Annotated in this window: 19 protein-coding genes; 18 read left to right on the top strand and 1 reads right to left on the bottom strand. The window is 68.3% G+C overall.

Annotated elements, in window-relative coordinates:
* Positions 1–292: 292 nt before the first annotated feature.
* From ribD to hisF, 8 genes are all read left to right on the top strand, one after another.
* Positions 293–1,369, top strand: a complete 1,077-nt coding sequence (gene ribD / locus QFZ61_RS13470) for a bifunctional diaminohydroxyphosphoribosylaminopyrimidine deaminase/5-amino-6-(5-phosphoribosylamino)uracil reductase RibD (RefSeq protein WP_307038199.1) — start codon at positions 293–295, stop codon at positions 1,367–1,369.
* Positions 1,369–2,007: a riboflavin synthase gene (locus QFZ61_RS13465; protein WP_307036836.1), complete on the top strand. Its 639-nt coding sequence runs from the start codon at positions 1,369–1,371 to the stop codon at positions 2,005–2,007. Before ribD ends, QFZ61_RS13465 begins: the two co-directional genes overlap by 1 nt.
* Positions 2,004–2,684, top strand: coding sequence for a 3,4-dihydroxy-2-butanone-4-phosphate synthase (gene ribB / locus QFZ61_RS13460; RefSeq protein ID WP_307036834.1), 681 nt, complete (start codon positions 2,004–2,006; stop codon positions 2,682–2,684). The genes QFZ61_RS13465 and ribB overlap by 4 nt, the downstream gene beginning before the upstream one ends.
* Positions 2,685–2,706: 22 nt before the next feature.
* Positions 2,707–3,408: a GTP cyclohydrolase II gene (gene ribA, locus QFZ61_RS13455; protein ID WP_307036832.1), complete on the top strand. Its 702-nt coding sequence runs from the start codon at positions 2,707–2,709 to the stop codon at positions 3,406–3,408.
* 43 nt (positions 3,409–3,451) lie between these two features.
* Positions 3,452–3,937: a 6,7-dimethyl-8-ribityllumazine synthase gene (gene ribH, locus QFZ61_RS13450; RefSeq protein WP_307036830.1), complete on the top strand. Its 486-nt coding sequence runs from the start codon at positions 3,452–3,454 to the stop codon at positions 3,935–3,937.
* A gap of 82 nt (positions 3,938–4,019) precedes the next feature.
* Positions 4,020–4,283, top strand: coding sequence for a phosphoribosyl-ATP diphosphatase (locus QFZ61_RS13445; protein WP_123254457.1), 264 nt, complete (start codon positions 4,020–4,022; stop codon positions 4,281–4,283).
* Positions 4,284–4,403: 120 nt separating this feature from the next.
* Positions 4,404–5,246: an ATP phosphoribosyltransferase gene (gene hisG / locus QFZ61_RS13440; protein WP_307036828.1), complete on the top strand. Its 843-nt coding sequence runs from the start codon at positions 4,404–4,406 to the stop codon at positions 5,244–5,246.
* A 63-nt stretch (positions 5,247–5,309) separates the two neighbouring features.
* Positions 5,310–6,086, top strand: coding sequence for an imidazole glycerol phosphate synthase subunit HisF (hisF, locus tag QFZ61_RS13435; RefSeq protein ID WP_307036826.1), 777 nt, complete (start codon positions 5,310–5,312; stop codon positions 6,084–6,086).
* A gap of 94 nt (positions 6,087–6,180) precedes the next feature.
* On the opposite strand, the gene QFZ61_RS13430 is transcribed toward hisF, so the two are convergent.
* Positions 6,181–6,825, bottom strand: a complete 645-nt coding sequence (locus QFZ61_RS13430) for a TIGR03085 family metal-binding protein (RefSeq protein WP_307036824.1) — start codon at positions 6,823–6,825, stop codon at positions 6,181–6,183.
* Positions 6,826–6,973: 148 nt separating this feature from the next.
* Here QFZ61_RS13430 and hisI point away from each other — a divergent pair, with 148 nt between their 5' ends.
* The 10 genes from hisI (at position 6,974) to QFZ61_RS13380 (ending at position 20,837) form a co-directional block, all read left to right on the top strand.
* Positions 6,974–7,366, top strand: coding sequence for a phosphoribosyl-AMP cyclohydrolase (gene hisI / locus QFZ61_RS13425; protein WP_307036821.1), 393 nt, complete (start codon positions 6,974–6,976; stop codon positions 7,364–7,366).
* A 111-nt stretch (positions 7,367–7,477) separates the two neighbouring features.
* Complete coding sequence (locus QFZ61_RS13420; RefSeq protein WP_307036819.1) at positions 7,478–9,046, top strand: anthranilate synthase component I; 1,569 nt, start codon at positions 7,478–7,480, stop codon at positions 9,044–9,046.
* Positions 9,047–9,087: 41 nt separating this feature from the next.
* A complete protein-coding gene (locus QFZ61_RS13415; protein ID WP_307036817.1) occupies positions 9,088–9,732 on the top strand; it encodes a Trp biosynthesis-associated membrane protein in 645 nt (214 codons plus the stop codon).
* 81 nt (positions 9,733–9,813) lie between these two features.
* Positions 9,814–10,098 carry an HGxxPAAW family protein gene (locus tag QFZ61_RS13410; protein WP_307036814.1) on the top strand — a complete coding sequence of 95 codons (285 nt, stop codon included), beginning with the start codon at positions 9,814–9,816 and terminating at the stop codon, positions 10,096–10,098.
* Positions 10,099–10,100: 2 nt separating this feature from the next.
* Positions 10,101–10,916, top strand: a complete 816-nt coding sequence (trpC, locus tag QFZ61_RS13405; protein WP_307036812.1) for an indole-3-glycerol phosphate synthase TrpC — start codon at positions 10,101–10,103, stop codon at positions 10,914–10,916.
* A gap of 92 nt (positions 10,917–11,008) precedes the next feature.
* Positions 11,009–12,370: a tryptophan synthase subunit beta gene (gene trpB / locus QFZ61_RS13400; RefSeq protein WP_307036810.1), complete on the top strand. Its 1,362-nt coding sequence runs from the start codon at positions 11,009–11,011 to the stop codon at positions 12,368–12,370.
* Positions 12,371–12,456: 86 nt separating this feature from the next.
* Positions 12,457–13,227: a tryptophan synthase subunit alpha gene (gene trpA / locus QFZ61_RS13395; RefSeq protein ID WP_307038198.1), complete on the top strand. Its 771-nt coding sequence runs from the start codon at positions 12,457–12,459 to the stop codon at positions 13,225–13,227.
* A 3-nt stretch (positions 13,228–13,230) separates the two neighbouring features.
* Positions 13,231–14,508, top strand: a complete 1,278-nt coding sequence (gene lgt, locus QFZ61_RS13390; protein ID WP_307036808.1) for a prolipoprotein diacylglyceryl transferase — start codon at positions 13,231–13,233, stop codon at positions 14,506–14,508.
* A 262-nt stretch (positions 14,509–14,770) separates the two neighbouring features.
* Complete coding sequence (gene gltB, locus QFZ61_RS13385) at positions 14,771–19,387, top strand: glutamate synthase large subunit (RefSeq protein ID WP_307036804.1); 4,617 nt, start codon at positions 14,771–14,773, stop codon at positions 19,385–19,387.
* Complete coding sequence (locus QFZ61_RS13380; RefSeq protein ID WP_307036802.1) at positions 19,380–20,837, top strand: glutamate synthase subunit beta; 1,458 nt, start codon at positions 19,380–19,382, stop codon at positions 20,835–20,837. Before gltB ends, QFZ61_RS13380 begins: the two co-directional genes overlap by 8 nt.
* Positions 20,838–20,874: the final 37 nt, after the last annotated feature.

Here is a 20,874-nt window from a genome sequence, read left to right as displayed (position 1 = left end):
TCGAGCGCTGCGGGATTTCGCTGTCGTATACCCCCGGAGCCATCGCGGTTCTGAGGGAAGGAACGACACGCATGAACCCCTTGCGATGGCTCTTAGCCGCCACCAGCGCCGAGCAGGCCCAGCGGGCCCGGCAGGACCGGGCGGACGGCAAATGAGCGCTCGGCAGGCGGCCGCCGGGCTGCCGAAGAACGCAGCCGCCGTTGACCAGCGCGCCCAGCGCCACGAGCCGCAGGCCCCGGAACTCCCGGACGACTTCACCGCCGCAGGCTTCAGCGCGGCAGAGACGGCCGCCATGGACGCCGCCCTTGCCGCAGCCGCGCTCGGCCCCCGCGGAGCTAACCCGTTGGTGGGAGCCGTCGTCATTGGAAGCGACGGCGCACCGGTCGTCACTGGCTACCACCGGGGCGCCGGCACTCCCCACGCCGAAGTCGACGCCATCGCCCAGGCCACGGCGGCGGGCGTGGACCTGCACGGAACCACCATGCTGGTCACGCTCGAACCCTGCAACCACTGCGGACGCACCGGCCCCTGCGCCCAGGCCATCATCAACGCCGGCATCGCCGACGTCGTCTACGCCGTCGATGACCCGCACGATCCGGCAGCCGGAGGAGCGGCCACCCTGAGGGCCGCCGGCGTCCGGGTCCGCTCGGGCCTCGGCGCCGTCGCTGCCCTGGACCTCAACCGGCGCTGGTTCGACGCGGTGGCCGCCAAGCGGCCCTTCGTCACCCTGCACATTGCCCAGACCCTGGACAGCCGGATCGCGGCCAGCGACGGGACCAGCCAGTGGATCTCCAGCCCCGAGTCGCTTGCCGACAACCACGCGTTGCGCGGCCGGATCGACGCCATCCTGGTCGGCACCCAGACGGTCCTGGTGGACAACCCCCGGCTGACCGCCCGCAACGCCGACGGGGAACCGTCCGGACGCCAGCCGCTGCGCGCGGTAATGGGGTTGCGCGGTATCCCCGAGGACGCCGCGGTCAACGGGACTGACGGCAAGGTGCTGCACCTGCCGACCCGTGTCCCCGGGGAGGCGCTGGAGCAGTTGTTCGACGCCGGTGTCCGGCACCTCATGGTCGAGGGCGGCTCGCGGATACTGAGTGCCTTCCTGGCTGCCGGCCTCGTCGACGAACTCATCGTCTACCTGGCCCCCACCCTCCTCGGCTCTGGCACCCCGGCCCTGGAAGACCTCGGCATCGGCACCCTCGCCGACGCCCAACTCTGGGACTGGGACCAGGCCTCGGGCGGCGCCGTCCAGTTGCTGGGCCGCGACCTTCGGCTGCACCTGAGACCGGGCACCGTTTCTCCGAGCAAGACTTCACCCGATTCCACCCCGCGCAACGCCGCGGACACCGCCGCAGGAGGCAACTGATGTTTACCGGAATTATTGCCGAACAAGGGAAGGTGCTCTCCGTCGAGCGAGACGGCGAGACCAGCGCCACGCTGCGTCTGCACGCTCCGGCCAGCACCGACGGCCTGGCCCTTGGCGGCTCCGTCGCGGTCAACGGGGTGTGCCTGACCGCCACCGAGATCGACGGCACCGACTTCAGCGTCGACGTCATGGGCGAGACCCTGGTCCGTAGCACCATCGGCGGGCTGGCCGCCGGCGATCCCGTCAACCTCGAACGCTGCGTGCCGGCCGGCGGCCGGCTTGACGGTCACGTCGTGCAGGGCCACGTCGACGGCGTCGGTGAACTTCTCGAACGCGAGGCGCTCGGCAACTGGGACCGGCTGCGTTTCGGTGTTCCCGCCCCGCTGGCCCGCTACATCGCGGAAAAGGGATCTATCGCCGTCGACGGCGTCTCCCTGACCGTCACTGCCGTGAGCCCCGCGCCGGACCGGGCCCCCTGGTTCGAGGTCGGGCTGATCCCGACAACGCTGGCCGAGACGGGCCTGGGCGCAAAATCGATCGGGAGCCCAGTCAACCTGGAGGTCGACGTGCTGGCCAAGTACACCGAACGCCTGCTCGCCTTCGCTCCGGCCGCACGCAACGGGGAGGCTGCATCATGAGCCGGCTGCAGGACGCCAAAGGACTCGCGATGGACGCGCCGAGGCTGGACCCTATCGAGGACGCCATCCGTGCCATGGCTGCCGGCCGTCCGGTGCTGGTGGTGGACAACGAAGACCGCGAAAACGAAGGCGACATCATCTTCGCGGCCCAGCACGCCACCCCGGCGCTGATGGGCTGGACCATCCGCTACAGCTCCGGCGTGATCTGCGTGCCGCTGCCGGGTGAACGCGCCGACGCGCTGGCGCTGCCGCCCATGGCGGCAGTCAACGAGGATGCGAAAGGGACCGCCTACACGGTCTCCTGCGACGCGGGCGTGGGTGTCAGCACCGGAATCTCAGCCACGGACCGGGCCCTGACCGCCCGGATCCTGGCCGATTCCGCCAGCCAGCCCGGTTCCCTGACCCGGCCGGGGCATGTTTTTCCGCTGCGCGCCGTTAACGGCGGTGTGCGTGAGCGTCCCGGCCACACTGAAGCGGCCGTTGAGCTGTGCCGGCTGGCGGGCCTCGAACCTGTGGGCGTGATCGCTGAAGTAGTGTACGACGACGGAGAGATGATGCGGCTGGACGGACTTCGCGGCTTCGCGCTGGAACATGGCTGCCCGCTGATCTCGATTGCCGACCTGGTGGCGTACCTTGAAGCCGGGAACACCGGCAGCCACACAGCGGAATCCGCCTGACACCCTGGAGTGAGGAAAAACAATGACGACTTCTGAAGCACAGCCGGCCACCCCGGCTCAGCAGCCGCATCCGGTCAGCGGCGGACCGATCGTCCAGCTGCCCACCGCCTACGGCGACTTCGTGGCCCAGGCCTGGACCGACCTCGAGACCGGGGCCGAGCACCTCGCCGTCAGCTCCCCGCTGCCGGCCACGGACGGGCAGGCGCCCCTGGTCAGGTTGCACTCCGAATGCCTCACCGGCGACGTTTTCGGCTCCTACCGCTGCGACTGCGGCGAACAGCTGGCCTACGCCCTGGAGATGATCCACGCGTACGGCGGTACCCTGCTGTACCTGCGCGGCCAGGAAGGCCGCGGCATTGGCCTGGCCAACAAAATCAAGGCCTATGCCCTGCAGGAAGCCGGGTTCGACACCGTCGAGGCCAACGAGCAGCTAGGCCTCCCCGTGGACGCCCGCTCCTACCGGGCCGCCGCGCAGATCCTCGCCGAAATGGGCCTGCAGGAGATCCGGCTGCTGAGCAACAACCCGGACAAGCAGGACCGGCTGGCCCAGGCCGGCGTCAGCGTCGTCGAAATGGTCCCCACCGAGGTGCCGTCCCGGGAACAAAACCTGCGCTACCTGCAGACCAAGAAGGACCGGATGGACCACCGCCTGGTCCTCGACATGCTGCCGGCCGCCGCGGAACCAGCTGCGGCCCAGCGCCGGCTCGAGCCAGACCAAGGCTAAGCCACAGCCACCCCCGATTAAGCATCTACAGCAAGGAATCCGAATGAGCGGCCATGGCGCCCCCCAGATTGACCTTTCCACCTTCCAGCCGGAGGAAACCGCACAGCTCAAGCTGGCCATCGTGGCCGCCAGCTGGCACACCCGGATCATGGACGGCCTGCTCGACGGCGCGCTGCGTGCCGCCAAGGACGCCGGCATCAGCGAGCCCACCGTGCTGCGCGTGCCCGGGACCTTTGAGCTGCCGGTCGCGGCGGCCCGGCTGGCGCCGCACTTCGACGCCGTCGTGGCACTGGGCGTCGTGATCCGCGGCGGTACACCGCACTTCGAATACGTCTGCGAGGCCGCCACCCTGGGTCTGACCGAGGTCGGCGTCCGGACCGGTGTGCCGGTCGGTTTCGGTGTCCTGACCTGCGACACCGAACAACAGGGCATCGACCGCGCCGGCCTTCCCGGCTCCACCGAGGACAAGGGCCACGAGGCCGTCACCGCCGCCCTCGCCACCGCCGTCACGCTCAAGCAGTACTCCTGAGCGTGTGCATTCGCTCACATCGGGGCCGTCATCCAGCGGCCCGGCGGGCGAGGTCCGGCCGGGAACAAGTAGGCTGGAGGGCGTGAAGAATTTCGAGTCGCTGTTCGCAGAACTGAGCGAGAAGGCTGCCGCCCGCCCGGAGGGCTCCCGCACCGTCGCCGAACTTGATTCCGGAGTCCACGGCATCGGCAAGAAAGTCGTGGAGGAAGCAGCCGAGGTGTGGATGGCTGCCGAGTACGAATCCGACGAGGCCGCCGCGGAAGAAATCTCCCAGTTGCTCTATCACCTGCAGGTTCTGATGCTCGCTAAAGGGCTGAGCCTGGAGGACGTCTACAAGCATCTCTAGCCACGCCGCGCCCTCGTCCGGGGCGGACCCGGATCCGTTCCGGGACTCCATTCCCGGCACCGCGCACATCGTGGCCCGCTGTGCCTGTACCAACGACGTTCCAACCAGAAAGAACTTCCCATGCTGAGAGTTGCCGTCCCGAACAAGGGATCCCTGTCCGAAGCCGCTTCCGCCATGCTCGCCGAAGCCGGCTACCGCCAGCGCCGCGACAGCCGCGAACTGGTCATGGTGGACCCGGACAACGACATCGAGTTTTTCTTCCTTCGTCCCCGCGACATCGCCGTTTACGTCGGCCAGGGCACCCTGGATGTCGGCATCACCGGCCGGGACCTGCTGCTTGATGCCCAGGTCGACGCCGAAGAGCTGCTCCCGCTCGGTTTCGCCGCGTCCACCTTCCGCTTCGCCGGCCCCGTGGGGGACTTCACCGCCATCGACCAGCTCGAAGGCAAGCGCCTGGCCACCAGTTACGACGGGCTGCTGCGCGCCTACCTCGCCGAGCGCGGCATCAACGCCAAGGTGGTCCGGCTCGACGGCGCGGTGGAATCCTCCGTGCGGCTCGGCGTCGCCGACGCGATCGCCGACGTCGTCGAAACCGGCACCACGCTCAAGGCCGCCGGGATGGAAATCTTCGGCGACCCGATCCTGAACTCGGAATCGGTCCTGATCGGCCGCAAAGGCGAGCAGAACCCGGCCGCCGAGGTGCTGATCCGCCGCTTGCAGGGCGTCCTCGTCGCCCGGCAGTACGTGCTGATGGATTACGACATCCGCAACGAACTCGTCGAGCAGGCCGCGAAGCTGACCCCCGGCCTTGAGTCGCCCACGGTCTCGCCGCTGCGTGACTCGGACTGGGCGGCTGTCCGCTCCATGGTTCCGAAGAAGGACACCAACCGGATCATGGACGAACTTTACGACCTCGGCGCCCGCGCCATCCTGGTCAGCAGCATCCACGCCTGCCGGATCTAGCGGCCCGCCCGTAACACCCATGCCCGTAAGCCCAGTATCCCTGGGCCCAGATCAGGAGCAGCCATGTCTGTAGCCATCCGCGTCATCCCGTGCCTTGACGTCGACGCCGGGCGCGTGGTCAAGGGGATCAACTTCGAGGGTCTGCGCGACGCCGGCGATCCCGTGGAGCTGGCGCACCGGTACGACAACGGGGGCGCCGACGAGCTGACCTTCCTTGACGTGACGGCATCCTCGGGCAACCGCGAAACCACCTTCGACGTCGTCCGCCGCACCGCCGAGGAAGTCTTCATTCCGTTGACCGTCGGCGGCGGCGTCCGCGGCGTGACCGAGGTGGACAAGCTGCTGCGCTACGGCGCGGACAAGGCCGCGATCAACACCGCGGCGGTGGCCCGGCCCGAAGTGATCGATGAGATCACCCGGCACTTCGGTTCCCAGGTGCTGGTGCTCTCCCTCGATGCGCGCCGCACCCGTCCCGGTTCCCAGCCGACGCCCTCCGGCTTTGAGGTCACCACCCACGGCGGCCGCCAGGGCACCGGAATCGACGCCCTGGCCTGGGCGCGTGAAGCCGCGGACCGCGGCGTGGGGGAGATCCTGCTGAACTCGATCGACGCCGACGGCACCAAGGACGGGTTCGACCTGGAACTGATCCGGCTGGCCCGCGCGGCAGTGAAGGTGCCGCTGATCGCCTCCGGCGGCGCCGGCAAGCCCGAGCACTTCCCGCCTGCCGTGGCCGCCGGCGCGGACGCCGTGCTGGCAGCCTCAGTGTTCCACTTTGGCCCGCTCGACATGATCGGCCAGGTTAAGGCCGCGATCCGCGCGGCCGGCTTCGAAGTCCGCTAAACGGGCCGCCCGCCCCCTATCCTCGCAAGCTCGGACAGGGAACCCTGCGGGCGTGGGACCAACGTATGCTGCGCTGTGCCCGTAGGTGCGGTGACTAGAGTCCTACCTCTGCGGACTGCAGCAGGGCGACGGCGTCCGGCTGGCCTTCGAAAGTCACGAGGGCATGCCGGGTGCGGCCGTGGGCGTGCATCAGCAGCTCACCGGGCTCGCCGACGATGGCGACTGAGACGGGTGCGCGCTTGGCCACGTGCCGGGGACCGGACGGGCTGACCAGCACGATGCCCAGATCCACGCCCCGGTAGAGAATGGCGGCGCGTTTCACCAGATCGTCCCAAAGCGCGTCGGAGTAGGCCGCGTCGAGGGCCCGCGGCGCCCATCGGTCGACCGCGCGGCGGACGTCCTCGGTGTGCACAAAGTATTCGGTCAGATTCGAACTCTCATCCAACGCCTTGATACGCATGGGGGAGAGGGGCGGCGGTCCGGCCCGGAAGGTGTTGACCAGCTTGGCGTAGGCCTCGGCGCTCTCGATCTTGGCGGCGAGCTCCGCGGTGGCCTGGTCCGAGGCCTTGGCCAAACGCTTGACCAGCAGGCCCAGCCCCACCCGGGCTTTGCGTTCGCGCAGGTACAGGTGCGCGGCAAGATCACGGGTTTGCCACCCCTTGCAGAGCGTGGGGGAATCGGGACCGGCCGCCAGCAAGGTTTCGGCCAGGACTTCTCGGGACGGGTCGACGAAATGCATCACTTGTGAAACTAGCACGAGACGCCCGCCCGCGAGGACACAAAGCGGCGTGGTTTCGGCCCGCGGCGGCGTTTGGCGGGCTCATCGAAGGCTGGGCTGCCTTACCCCGCCGCGTGGTGCCCATCCCGAAGGCACTAGACTTGAGCTGATGTCTGAGCAGCCTGCCCCCGCCCCCGCCAGCGAGACGCCTCTTCCGGCGGACCTTGCCCGATCCCTGAAACGGGACGGTGCCGGCCTGGTGGCCGCGATCGTCCAGCAGTATGACACCAACGAGGTGCTCATGCTGGGCTGGATGGACGACGAGGCGCTGCACCGTACGCTGACCAGCGGCCGGGTGACCTTCTACTCGCGCTCCCGGCAGGAATACTGGCGCAAGGGCGACACCTCCGGCCATGTGCAGTGGGTCAAGTCCCTCGCCCTGGACTGCGACGGCGATGCCCTGCTGGTCCGGGTCGACCAGGTCGGCGCCGCGTGCCACACCGGGACCAGGACGTGCTTCGACGGCCGGGACCTGGACGCGGTCGTGGGCCAGGCCGACTGACCCGGCCACGGCCCGGCGCCAAGTACTTCGACCCATCACGCCCGTAGAACCAGATCCGAAGCCCCAGACCCAGAGACCCCAGACCTAGAGAACAGGCGGAACGACCCAGCCATGCAGGACCTCGGAATCATCAGCCCCAGCCTGGACGAATTCCGGGAACTCGCCGTTGGCAGCCGCGTCATCCCGGTCCGGCTGAAGGTGCTGGCTGATGCCGAGACCCCGATCGGGCTGTACCGCAAGCTCGCCCACGGCCAGCCCGGAACCTTCCTGCTCGAGTCCGCCGCGGTAGGCGGAGCCTGGTCCCGGTATTCCTTCATCGGCGCGAAGTCCCGCGCCACGCTGACCACCCGGGATGGGCAGGCGCACTGGCTCGGCGAGCCGCCGGTGGGCGTACCGCTGGACGGCAGCCCCGTCGACGCCATTCGGGACACCATCCAGGCCCTGCACACCGAACGTTTCGAAGGTCTGCCGCCCTTCACTTCAGGACTTGTCGGATTCCTCGGTTGGGAAACCGTCCGACACTGGGAAAAGCTCACCAGCCCGCCGGAAGATGACCTCCACCTGCCGGAAATGGCGCTCAACCTCGTCAAGGACATGGCCGTACACGACAACATGGATGGGACCGTGCTGTTGATCGCCAACGCGATCAACTTCGACAACAGCTCCGAACGGGTGGATGAAGCCTGGCACGACGCCGTCGCGCGGGTGAAGGACCTCCTCGCGAAGGTCAGCACCCCCACCGAACAGCCCGTCTCCGTGCTCGAGGCCGCCGCCCTCGATTTCGCCTCAAGCGTGCAGGAACGCTGGGACGAGAACGACTACCTCGCCGCCATCGACCGCAGCAAGGAAGCGATCGTCGACGGCGAAGTCTTCCAGGTGGTCATCTCCCGGCGCTTTGAAATGGACTGCGGCGCCGACCCGCTGGACGTCTACCGCGTCCTGCGGAACACCAATCCCAGCCCGTACATGTACCTGTTCAGCCTCGAGGACGCCGACGGCCGCCAGTACTCGATCGTCGGCTCTTCCCCGGAGGCCCTCGTGACGGTCACGGGCGAAGAGGTCATCACCCATCCGATCGCCGGCTCCCGCCCGCGCGGCAAGACCGTCGAGGCGGACAAGGCCCTGGCCGAGGAACTGCTCGCGGACCAGAAGGAACGCGCCGAACACCTGATGCTGGTGGATCTGTCCCGCAACGATCTTTCCAAGGTCTGCGTGGCCGGCACCGTGGACGTTACCCAGTTCATGGAGGTGGAGCGCTTCAGCCACATCATGCACCTGGTATCCACCGTGGTCGGCAAGCTCGCCCCCGAATCCGCCGCCTACGACGTCCTCAAGGCGACCTTCCCGGCCGGAACGCTCTCCGGCGCCCCGAAGCCGCGCGCCCTGCGGTTGCTGGACGAGCTGGAACCTCACCGCCGTGGCATCTACGGCGGCGTGGTCGGCTACCTCGACTTCGCCGGCGACATGGACATGGCAATCGCCATCCGGTCCGCGCTTCTGCGCGACGGCCGCGCCTACGTCCAGGCTGGCGGCGGGATCGTGGCCGATTCGGTCAACGCCACCGAGGCGATTGAAACCATCAACAAGGCCGCCGCCCCGATGCGGGCCGTCCACACCGCCCAGTCGCTGCACAACGTCACGGCCGAGACGGTGCCGGCCGCCGGAGCAGAGCAGCAGTGAGCGGAGCAGAAATGAGCGCGGCGGAATCGAGCGGAGCAGAAATGAGCGGGGCTGCAACCAGCGGAGCCGGCAGCACGGTCAGGAGCACCAGCCCGGCTGTTCCGCGCTGGGCCCGCAAGTCCACCCTGGTGCTGGTCATCGCCGCGCTGGCCCTGGCCGTGTTCGGCACCACCACCCAGACCTGGCTCACCGTGCACCTTGACCCCAGCCAGTTGGGCCAGGGCGTCAGCAGCCAGGACGGGCTCCAGGTCCAGGGCAGCAAGGCCGCCACCACGGTCACCGCCCTCGCCCTCGTCGCCCTCGCCGGCGGGCTTGCCGCCTCGATCGCCGGCCGCATCGCGCGCTGGGTGATCACCGCCATCATCGTGCTCGCTGCCGCAGGGATCGTCGCCGCCGCAGCCACCGTACTGGCCGACCCGCTCGCGGCCGCTCAAGGCTCCATCGCTGCCGCTACCGGGATCAGCGGCAGCAACGTCCAGGTCGGGGTCACCGCTTTCCCTGTCCTCGCCGTCGTCGCCGGTGCGCTGCTGGGGCTCAGCGCCCTTGTGCTCGTCCCGGCCGGCCGGCACTGGAAGAGCCGGACCAAATACGACGCCGCCGCTACCGGCAGCGTCCCGGACCCAGACCGGCCGACCGACGAGATCGACAGCTGGGACCGTCTCTCACGCGGCGACGATCCCACCTGAGCGACACCCGGTAGCCGCGCGGCCAACAGCTCCGCCAATGAATGGCAGAATATAAGCAGTATTGATCCTGAGGAGATTTCCATGAGCAAAGCCCCTGTTTCCGCAAGCCAGGCCGCCGGCCCCGGAATCTACGACCACGTTGACCACAGCGAGCCGATTGGCCACGGCAACAGCCCCGCCGCCTGGACCACCGTTGCCATCATGCTGGTCGGCGCGCTCATCGCATCCATCGCCTTCGTCATCGCCAACACCCCGATCTTCATCGCCGGAGTGGTCGTCATGCTGATCGGCCTCGTCGTCGGCTTCATCATGCGCAAAGCCGGTTACGGCGTCGGCGGCAGCAAGCTGAAGAACGCCGGCCACTAAGGGTGACTGTTCTCGATGACATCAATGCCGGTGTCAGGGAGGATATGGAGGCCCGTCAGCGGCTCGTTCCGCTTGCCGAACTGAAAGACCGCGCTGCCCAGACAGCGCCGGCCCGCGACGCCTGGGCCGCCCTGGGCGGGAACACCGCCCGGGACCGGCTGAAGGTGATTGCCGAAATCAAGCGCAGCAGTCCGTCCAAGGGCGCTTTGGCGAGCATCGCAGACCCGGCCTCGCTTGCGGTGCAGTACGCCGACGGCGGCGCGGCCGTGATCAGCGTCCTCACCGAACAGCGGCGCTTCAACGGTTCGCTCGCAGACCTGGACGCAGTCCGGGCGGCGGTGGACATTCCGCTGCTGCGCAAGGACTTCATGATCGACGAGTACCAGATCTGGGAAGCGCGCGCGCATGGCGCCGACCTGATCCTGCTGATCGTCGCCTCGCTCTCCGATGAGCAGTTGCGCGAGTATGCAGCGCTCAGCCGGGAACTGGGCATGAACGTGCTGGTCGAGACGCACACGCCCGGCGAAGTGGACCGTGCCGTCGCCGCTGGCGCCAGGATCATCGGCGTCAACGTCCGCAACCTCAAGACGCTCGACGTCGACCGGTCCGTTTTCGCCGAACTCGCCGCCGCGATCCCCGCCGGGGCCCTTGTGGTCGGCGAGTCGGGAGTACGCGGCGTCGACGACGTCCGCCACTACGCGGCCAACGGCGCCAACGCTGTCCTGGTGGGCGAAGCGCTGGTCAGCGACGCAACCCCGCGCGAGCGGATCGCGCAATTCATGGCCGCCGGGGCCGAAGAAATCGCCGCACGCTCCTGACTCGAGGCCGGACCGGACCACCGGCCGGGCACCGCGGCGTGTCAGTGCGGCACCAAAGATCTAGTTAGCAGTGGAACAGGATGGTGAGACTGATGGTCGATGCACCAACAGCCGGCTCAGAGGAAAGCCCCGCGGACGCGTTCCTGCAGGGCAACCGACCCGACGACAACGGACCGCAGGGCACACCCTCCCTGCGGCACGCCCCGGGGCCCTACTTCGGCTCCTACGGCGGCCGCTGGATGCCTGAATCCCTGATCGCCGCCCTCGACGAACTCGAGGACACCTTCGAGAAGGCCAAGGCCGATCCGGAGTTCACCGCCCAGATCGCGGAGCTGAACAAGAACTACTCGGGCCGCCCGTCGCTGCTCACCGAAGCCAAGCGCTTCGCGGAGCACGCCGGGGGAGTGCGCATCTTCCTCAAGCGCGAAGACCTGAACCACACCGGCTCGCACAAGATCAACAACGTGCTGGGCCAGGCGCTGCTGGCCAAGCGCATGGGCAAGACGCGGGTCATTGCCGAGACCGGGGCCGGCCAGCACGGTGTCGCCAGCGCCACGGCCGCCGCCCTGCTGGGCCTTGAATGCGTGGTCTACATGGGCGCCGAGGACTGCCGCCGGCAGGCCCTCAACGTGGCCCGGATGGAACTCCTCGGCGCCACCGTCATCCCGGTGACCAACGGTTCCCAGACGCTCAAGGACGCCATCAACGAAGCGCTCCGCGACTGGGTCGCCAACGTGGACAGCACCCACTACCTGCTGGGCACCGCCGCCGGAGCGCACCCCTTCCCGGCGATGGTGCGCTACTTCCACGAGGTCATCGGCGAAGAGGCTCGCGCCCAGATCCTGGACCAGACCGGCCGGTTGCCGGATGCTGTCTGCGCCTGCATCGGCGGCGGCTCCAACGCCATCGGCATCTTCCACGGCTTCCTTGATGACCCGTCGGTGAAGATCTACGGCTTCGAGGCAGGCGGCGACGGCGTCGAAACCGGCCGCCACGCCGCCACCATCACCCTCGGCCGGCCGGGCGTGCTGCACGGCGCAAGGTCCTACCTGATGCAGGACGAGGACGGCCAGACCGTCGAGTCGCACTCCATCTCGGCCGGGCTGGACTACCCCGGCGTCGGACCGGAGCACTCCTACCTCGCGGACATCGGCCGGGTCAGCTACGAACCGATCACGGACAGCGAAGCCATGGAGGCCTTCCGCCTGCTGTGCCGCACCGAGGGCATCATCCCCGCCATCGAGTCCGCCCACGCCCTCGCCGGGGCCATCAAGGTGGGCCAGCGGCTCGCCGCCGACGCCGGGGACGGCACGGGCGACCCGGCCGAGAAAATCGTGCTGGTCAACCTGTCCGGCCGTGGCGACAAGGACGTGGCGACCGCCGCTGAATGGTTTGACCTGCTGGACAAGGATTCACCCGAAGCCGAGATCGCCCAGGAGGGTGAACAGTTGTGAGCACCGCAGAGAACAGTGCCGGAGCCAGCGCAGAGAACAGCGCCGGAACCAGCGACGCGCCGTACGCCAGCAAGTCCGCCGCGGCGATTGACCGCGCGAAGGCCCAGGGCCGCGCCGCGCTGATCGGCTACCTGCCCGCCGGATACCCGAGCGTCGAGGACACCATTGCCGCCGGCATCGCCCTGGCCGAAAACGGCGCCGACCTGATCGAGATTGGCATTCCGTATTCGGATCCGGTGATGGACGGCCAGGTCATCCAGGCAGCCACGACCGAAGCGCTTGCCAAGGGCTTCCACGTCAGCCAGGTGTTCGACGTCGTCCGCGGCATCACGAGCAGGACCGACGCCGCGGTCCTGGTCATGACCTACTGGAACCCCGTGGTCCGGATGGGCGTGGACGAATTCTCCCGCCGGCTCGCCGAAGCCGGCGGAGCCGGTCTGATCACCCCGGACCTGATCCCCGACGAGGCCGCTGAATGGATGGCGGCCTCGGACAAACACGGCCTGGACCGGGTGTTCCTGGTGGCGCCGTCTTCCACCCCGGAACGGATGAAACGCACCGTGGACGCGAGCCGCGGCTTCGTCTACGCCGTCTCCATCATGGGCGTCACCGGCGCCCGCACCTCGGTCAGCTCCGCTGCCAAGGACGTCGTTGCCGCGGCCCACGCCGCCGGCGCCGAGCGCGTCTGCGTCGGCCTGGGCGTCTCCAACGCCGGCCACGTCCGCGAAATCGCCGCCTATGCCGACGGCGTGATCGTCGGGACCGCCCTCGTCGCGGCGATCGGTGAGGGCGGCGTTGATGCGGTAGCGTCCCTGACGAAGGAGCTGAGCACCGGTCTCAGCAAGGAAGAAGCGTAAGCGATGCAGTCAGTCCTCCGAGCGGCAGCGATGGTTCCCGCCAGCATTCCGAGCCCGGACTGGTCCGGGTTCGATATCCCGCTGCCCTGGGGGTCGCTGCGCATCCACGCGTACGCGCTGTGCATCCTCGCCGGCATCATTGCCGGGCTCTGGCTGACCTCCGTGCGGTGGGCCCGCCGCGGCGCACCTGAAGGCAGCGTCTGGGACATCGCCATCTGGGCGATCCCCTTCGGCATCATCGGCGGCCGGCTCTACCACGTGGTGTCCTCCCCGGACGCCTACTTCGGCCCGGGCTTCGACGGCACCGGCGACCTGTCGCTGATTCCGCAGATCCAGCGCGGCGGCCTGGGGATCTGGGGAGCCGTGGTGCTGGGTGCCGTCGGCGCCTGGATCGGCTGCCGCCGCGCGGGGGTCAAACTGAGCGCCTTCGTGGACGCAGCGGCGCCCGGGCTGCTGCTGGCCCAGGCGATCGGCCGCTGGGGCAACTACTTCAACCAGGAACTCTTCGGCGGCCCCACCACGCTGCCCTGGGGACTGCAGGTCGACGCCGACAACCCCAACTTCCCGGCGGGCATGCCCGCGGACACGCTGTTCCACCCCACTTTCCTCTACGAATCTCTGTGGAACCTCGTCGGAGTTCTGCTGCTGCTGGCACTGGACCGACGATTCAACTTCCGCCGCAGCCGGCTGTTCTGGCTGTACGCCATCTACTACACCCTCGGACGCGTCTGGATCGAGGCCATGCGGATTGACGACGCCGAGCAGATCAGTCTCTTCGGCATCACCACCCGGCTTAACGTCTGGACCAGCGTCCTCGTGCTCACCGCCGCCCTGGTGGCGTTCATCGTGCTCGGGCTGCGAAAGCGCGACGTTCCGGATAACGTGTACCTGCCCGGCCGCGAACCGGCCGACGCCGACAACGGCAAGGCAGTGGCAGACGCGGATAAGGCTGACGCGGATAAGGCTGACGCGGATAAAGCCGACGCAGACAAGGCCAGCGACGCTGACCTGGCCGGCGACGCCGAAGACCGTCGCACCGGCGAAGTGAAGACGGAAAAAGCCCCGGTGCCGGCCATCCACCATTCGGACTCTGCTGTCTCAGAATCTGAATCCCGTGATAATCTCCCGGAGAATCAAAACGGTGCGGACCGCGCCTCGGTGCAGACCGAAGCCGGCGGGGAAACTACCGGCGAAGCAAAGCCCGCCACCGGAGAACCAGCAGTCGGGCGCTCCGGCCGCCGGGCCGCCGGAACCGCGCCGGACGCTGACAAGATCAAGTAGGTCAGCCCCGTATACCGGGCTACACGGCGACCGCCAGTGGAGCCCGGGTCCACAACGTCGTGGCACCAGGGATTGCAGGGGACAGCAGACAACTGCAGCCATGCAACCCCGGCCAGCGGCCCGCGTAACTGTTCGTCCAGAATGCGGTGCTGGCCTACAATTCGAGTAGCTAAATTCACGTTGTTGTGCCCGTCACACCGGCGCACCGATCGGGCCAATGTTGTCCCTCCCATACGCACGATCAGGAGGAAGGACGTCTCTCATGACCCAAACCCTGCCTAGCCCCAGTTGGTCCGGCCCGGAAGAGCCCGCGGCCGCAGTATCGCCGTTCAAGCGATTCGCGGCACTGCCGCCGGCCGCCGGCCTCTACAACCCTGAGCAAGAGAAGGATGCCTGCGGGCTGGCCATCATCGCCACCCTGCGCGGCGAGCCGGGCTACGACATCGTCGACGCTGCCCTCACCGCCCTGCGCAACCTCGAGCACCGCGGCGCCGTCGGCGCGGACGAGGGAACCGGCGACGGCGCCGGGTTGCTGATGCAGGTCCCGGACGAATTCTTCCGCGCGGTCACCGACTTCGAACTGCCCGCCGCAGGACAATACGTCGTCGGCACCGCGTTCCTTCCGGCCGAACAGCGCGAATCCGAGTCCGCGAGGACCGGCATCGAGGGCCTTGCCGCCGACGAGGGGCTCACCGTCCTCGGCTGGCGCGAAGTCCCGATCGTCGCCGACCTCGTCGGAGCCATGGCCCGCGCCTGCATGCCGTACTTCTCCCAGCCGTTCCTGGCCTCCGCGACGGGCGAAACGCTCTCCCGGAACGAACTCGACTCCCGCGCCTGGCGGATCCGCAAGCGCGCGCAGAACAAGTTCGGCGTGTACTTCCCCTCGCTGTCCTCCCGGACCATCGTCTACAAGGGCATGCTCACCACCGCCCAGCTGGAACCGTTCTACCCGGATCTGTCGGACAAGCGGTTCAAGACCAAGCTCGCGATCGTCCACTCGCGCTTTTCCACCAACACCTTCCCGTCCTGGCCGCTGGCCCAGCCGTTCCGCACCATCGCGCACAACGGCGAGATCAACACGGTCAAGGGCAACCGGAACTGGATGCGGGCCCGGCAGTCGCAGCTGGCCAACCCGCTGCTCGGGGACAGCCCCGAGGAGCTGTACCCGATCTGCACCCCCGGCGCCTCCGACTCGGCCTCGTTCGACGAGGTCGCGGAACTGCTCTGGCTCTCCGGCCGGCCCATCACGCACTCGATCATGATGATGATCCCGGAGGCCTGGGAGAACCACGCCACGATGGACCCGGCGCGGCGTGCGTTCTACGAGTACCACTCGATGCTGATGGAGCCGTGGGACGGCCCGGCCGCCGTGTCCTTCACCGACGGGGACCTCGTCGGCGCCACCCTGGACCGCAACGGGCTGCGCCCGGGCCGCTACTGGATTACCGAGGACGGTCTGGTCGTCTTCGCCTCCGAGGTGGGCGTCATCGACGTCGAACCTTCCAGAGTGGTCAAGAAGGGCCGCGTCTCGCCGGGCAAAATGTTCCTGGTGGACACCGAGGCGGGCCGGATCATCGACGACGCCGAGGTCAAGGCCGAGGTGGCCGCGGCGAACCCATGGGCCGAATGGGTCAAAGAAAACCTGATCGACCTCAAGGACCTGCCCGAGCGCGAGCACGTCGTGCACACCGCCGCGTCGGTCAACATCCGCCAGCGCACCTTTGGCTACACCACCGAGGAACTGAAGATCCTGCTCGGCCCGATGGCCCGCACCGGCGCCGAACCGCTGGGCGCCATGGGTTCGGACACCCCGGTGGCCGTGCTCTCCAAGCGGCCGAGGCTGCTCTTCGACTACTTCGTGCAGTCCTTCGCGCAGGTCACCAACCCGCCGCTGGACGCAATCCGCGAGGAACTCGTTACATCGCTGACCTGCGCGATCGGACCCAACGGCAACCTGCTGGATACCAAGCAGGTCCGCCAACCGCAGGTCTCGCTGCCGTTCCCGGTGATCAACAACGACCAACTGGCCAAAATCGCGAACATCGAGAACGCCGACGGCGACCGGGTCGCGATGAAGGTCCGCGGCCTGTACCGCCCCGAGGGCGGCGAACACGCGCTCCGAGCCCGGCTGACCGAAATCTGCGAGCAGGTCTCCGGTGCAATCAACCGCGGCGTGCAGTACGTCGTGCTCTCGGACCGCGACTCGAACGCCCAGTGGGCGCCGATCCCGTCCCTGCTGCTGGTCAGCGCGGTGCACCACCACCTGCTCCGCAGCGCCAACCGCACCAAGACCGCCCTCGTGGTCGAGGCCGGCGACGTCCGCGAAACCCACCACATCGCCGTCCTCATCGGCTACGGCGCCTCGGCCGTCAACCCGTACCTAGCGATGGAATCCGTCGAACAGCTCATCGCTGCCGGCGACGTCACCGGCGTCAGCGCGCATGACGGGGTGTACAACCTGATCAAGGGCCTCGGCAAGGGTGTCCTGAAGATCATGTCCAAGATGGGCATCTCCACGGTCGCCTCGTACACCGGCGCCCAGACCTTCGAGGCGCTTGGCCTCGGCCAGGAGCTCGTGGACGAGTACTTCGCCGGCACCCACTCCCAGCTCGGCGGCGTCGGCCTGGACGTCATCGCCGCGGAAGTCGCGGCGCGGCACCGGATGGCGTACCCCGAAAACGGCATCGAGCAGCCGCACCAGCCCTTGCTGGGCGGCGGCGAGTACCAGTGGCGCCGCGACGGCGAACCGCACCTGTTCAACCCGGAGACGGTGTTCCGGCTTCAGCACGCCACGCGTGAACGCCGCTACGACATCTTCAAGGCCTACACCCGCGGCGTGGACGACCAGTCCCAGAACCTGATGACCCTGCGCGGACTGCTCAAGTTCAAGGGCGGGCTGCGCCCCGCGGTTCCGCTTGAGGAAGTGGAGCCGGTCTCCAGCATCGTCAAGCGCTTCTCCACCGGCGCGATGAGCTACGGCTCCATCTCACAGGAAGCCCACGAGACCCTCGCGATCGCGATGAACCGGCTCGGCGGGAAGTCCAACACCGGTGAAGGCGGCGAGGACGTGGAGCGGTTGCTGGACCCCACGCGCCGTTCCGCGGTCAAACAGATCGCTTCCGGCCGTTTCGGCGTCACCAGCCTGTACCTGACCAACGCCGACGACATCCAGATCAAGATGGCCCAGGGTGCCAAGCCCGGCGAAGGCGGCCAGCTGATGGCCCAGAAGGTTTACCCCTGGGTGGCCCGGACCCGGCACTCCACGCCCGGCGTCGGACTGATCTCCCCGCCGCCGCACCACGACATCTACTCGATCGAAGACCTCGCGCAGCTGATCTACGATGCAAAGCGCGCCAACCCCTCGGCGCGGGTCCACGTCAAGCTGGTCTCCGAGGTCGGCATCGGCACCGTTGCGGCCGGCGTCACCAAGGCCAAGGCCGACGTCGTCCTGGTTTCCGGGCACGACGGCGGCACCGGCGCCTCGCCGCTGAATTCGCTCAAGCACGCCGGGGTGCCGTGGGAACTGGGCCTCGCCGAGACGCAGCAGACGCTGATGCTCAACGGCCTGCGCGACCGCGTGGTGGTCCAGGTGGACGGCCAGCTCAAGACCGGCCGCGACGTTGTGATCGCCGCGCTGCTCGGCGGCGAGGAGTTCGGCTTCGCGACCGCGCCGCTGGTGGTCTCCGGCTGCATCATGATGCGCGTCTGCCACTTGGATACCTGCCCGGTGGGTGTCGCCACGCAGAACCCCGAGCTGCGCTCACGCTTCACCGGCAAGCCCGAGTTCGTGGTCAACTTCTTCGAGTTCCTCGCCGAGGAGGTCCGCGAGATCCTCGCCGAACTCGGCTTCCGGAGCCTCGAGGAAGCGATCGGCCACGCCGAAATGCTCGACGCCCGCGACGCGATCAGCCACTGGAAGGCCGAAGGGCTGGACCTGGACCCGATCCTGCACGGACTGGAGTTCGACGACGACGCCCCGCTGCGGAACCTGACCGGCCAGAACCACGAGCTGGACAAGCACTTTGACCAGCGGTTGATCGCGATGGCTGCCGAAGCCCTCAGCGACCGCACTCCGGTGAAGATCGCCGTGAACGTGATCAACACCGACCGTTCCGTCGGCACCATGCTCGGGCACGCGGTCACCAAGACCTTCAGCACCGACGTGCTCGCCCCGGACACCATCGACATCAGCCTGACCGGCACCGCCGGCCAGTCGCTGGGCGCCTTCCTGCCGGCCGGCATCACGCTGCGGATGTTCGGTGACTCGAACGACTATGTCGGCAAGGGCCTCTCCGGCGGCCGGATCATCGTCCGGCCGGACCGCAGCAACGTCTTTGCGGCGGAACGGAACGTCATTGCCGGCAACGTGATCGGTTACGGCGCCACCAGCGGTGAGCTGTTCCTGCGCGGGCAGGTGGGGGAGCGCTTCATGGTGCGCAACTCCGGTGCGACCGCCGTCGTCGAGGGCATCGGTGACCACGGTTGCGAGTACATGACCGGCGGCCAGGCGCTCATTCTCGGGCGCACCGGCCGCAACTTCGGCGCCGGCATGTCCGGCGGCACGGCCTTCGTGCTGGACCTGCAGTCCGAGCGGGTCAACAAGCAGGCCCTCGACGCCGGCGAGCTGCAGCTGCGTGAACTGGACGCCGAGGACCGCGACATTGTCCGCGGGCTGCTGGTCAAGCACCTTGAGGAAACCGAGTCGCTGCTTGCGGCCCGGCTGCTCGAGGACTTCGACAACACCGCTGCCCGCATTACCAAGGTGCTGCCGCGGGACTACGCGGCAGTACTGCAAACCCGTCTTGACGCCATCGAAGAGGGCCTGGACCCCGACGGCGAAGAAGTTTGGTCTCGAATCCTGGAGGTGACCGGTGGCTGATCCACGCGGATTTCTGAAAGTACGCCAGCGTGAAACCCAGCCGCGCCGTCCCGTTCCGGTCCGCATCATGGACTGGAAAGAGGTGTACGAAGCCCAGGAGAAGGGTGTCCTGAAGGCCCAGGCCGGCCGCTGCATGGACTGCGGCGTGCCGTTCTGCCACCAGGGCTGCCCGCTGGGCAACCTGATCCCAGAGTGGAACGACCTGATCTGGCGGGACAAGGGGGAGGAAGCGATCGAGCGGCTGCACGCCACGAACAACTTCCCCGAATTCACCGGCCGGCTCTGCCCGGCGCCCTGTGAGGCGTCCTGCGTGCTGGGCATCAACCAGCCCGCCGTGACCATCAAGCAGGTCGAGGTGTCCATTGCGGACCAGGCGTTCGACAACGGCTTCGTCACGCCGCTGCCGCCGGCACGCCTGACCGGCAAGACGGTCGCCGTCGTCGGCTCCGGCCCGGCCGGGCTCGCTGCCGCGCAGCAGCTGACCCGGGTCGGCCACACCGTCGCCGTCTATGAGCGCGACGACAAGATCGGCGGGCTGCTGCGGTACGGCATCCCCGATTTCAAGATGGAAAAAGAACACGTGGACCGCCGCCTGGACCAGATGAAGGCCGAAGGCACCCGCTTCCGGGCCGGCGTCGAGGTCGGCAAGGACGTGACCTGGGAGCAGCTGCGCCGGCGGTACGACGCCATTGTGGTCGCCACGGGAGCCACCGTGCCGCGTGACCTGCCGATCCCGGGCCGCGAGCTAGAGGGTGTGCACTTCGCGATGGACTACCTTGTCCCCGCCAACCGCGCCGTGGCCGGTGAGACGGTGGAGAACCAGATCAACGCGGCCGGCAAGCACGTGGTGATCCTCGGCGGCGGCGACACCGGCGCGGACTGCCTGGGCACCGCCCACCGGCATCACGCGGCGTCGGTGACCACGCTGGCGATCGGCAAGCAGCCGTCCGCCGAGCGCGCCGCGCACCAGCCGTGGCCGACGTTCCCCACCCTGTTCGAGGTGGCCAGCGCGCACGAGGAAGGCGGCGAACGGACCTACCTGGCCTCCACCGTCGAGTTCGTCGGCGAGGACGGCAAGCTGACCGGGGTGAAGGTCGCCGAGACCGAGTTCGTGGACGGCAAGCGCGTCCCCAAGGCCGGCACCGAGCGGATCATTCCGGCCGATCTGGTCTTCCTGGCCCTGGGCTTCACCGGCGCGGAGCCGGCTGGCATCACCGAGCAGGTGCACGCCGAATTCGACGGCCGCGGCAACGTGGCCCGGGACGGCTACTACATGACCAACACCGAGGGCGTCTTCGTTGCCGGGGACGCCGGCCGCGGGCAGTCCCTGATCGTCTGGGCGATCGCCGAGGGCCGCGCGTGCGCCGCAGCGGTGGACAAGTTCCTGATGGGAAGCACCATTCTTCCGGCGCCCGTTGCGCCGACCGACCGGGCAATCGCGGTCCTGTAGCTCCGTCCCGGGCCCATTTTCGGACCCGGGACCGACG

The sequence above is a fragment of the Arthrobacter sp. B3I4 genome (assembly GCF_030816855.1).
Taxonomy (GTDB): Bacteria; Actinomycetota; Actinomycetes; order Actinomycetales; family Micrococcaceae; genus Arthrobacter.
The sequence above is the reverse complement of the archived record's forward strand: the minus strand, read 5'-3'. Positions and strand labels throughout refer to the sequence as shown.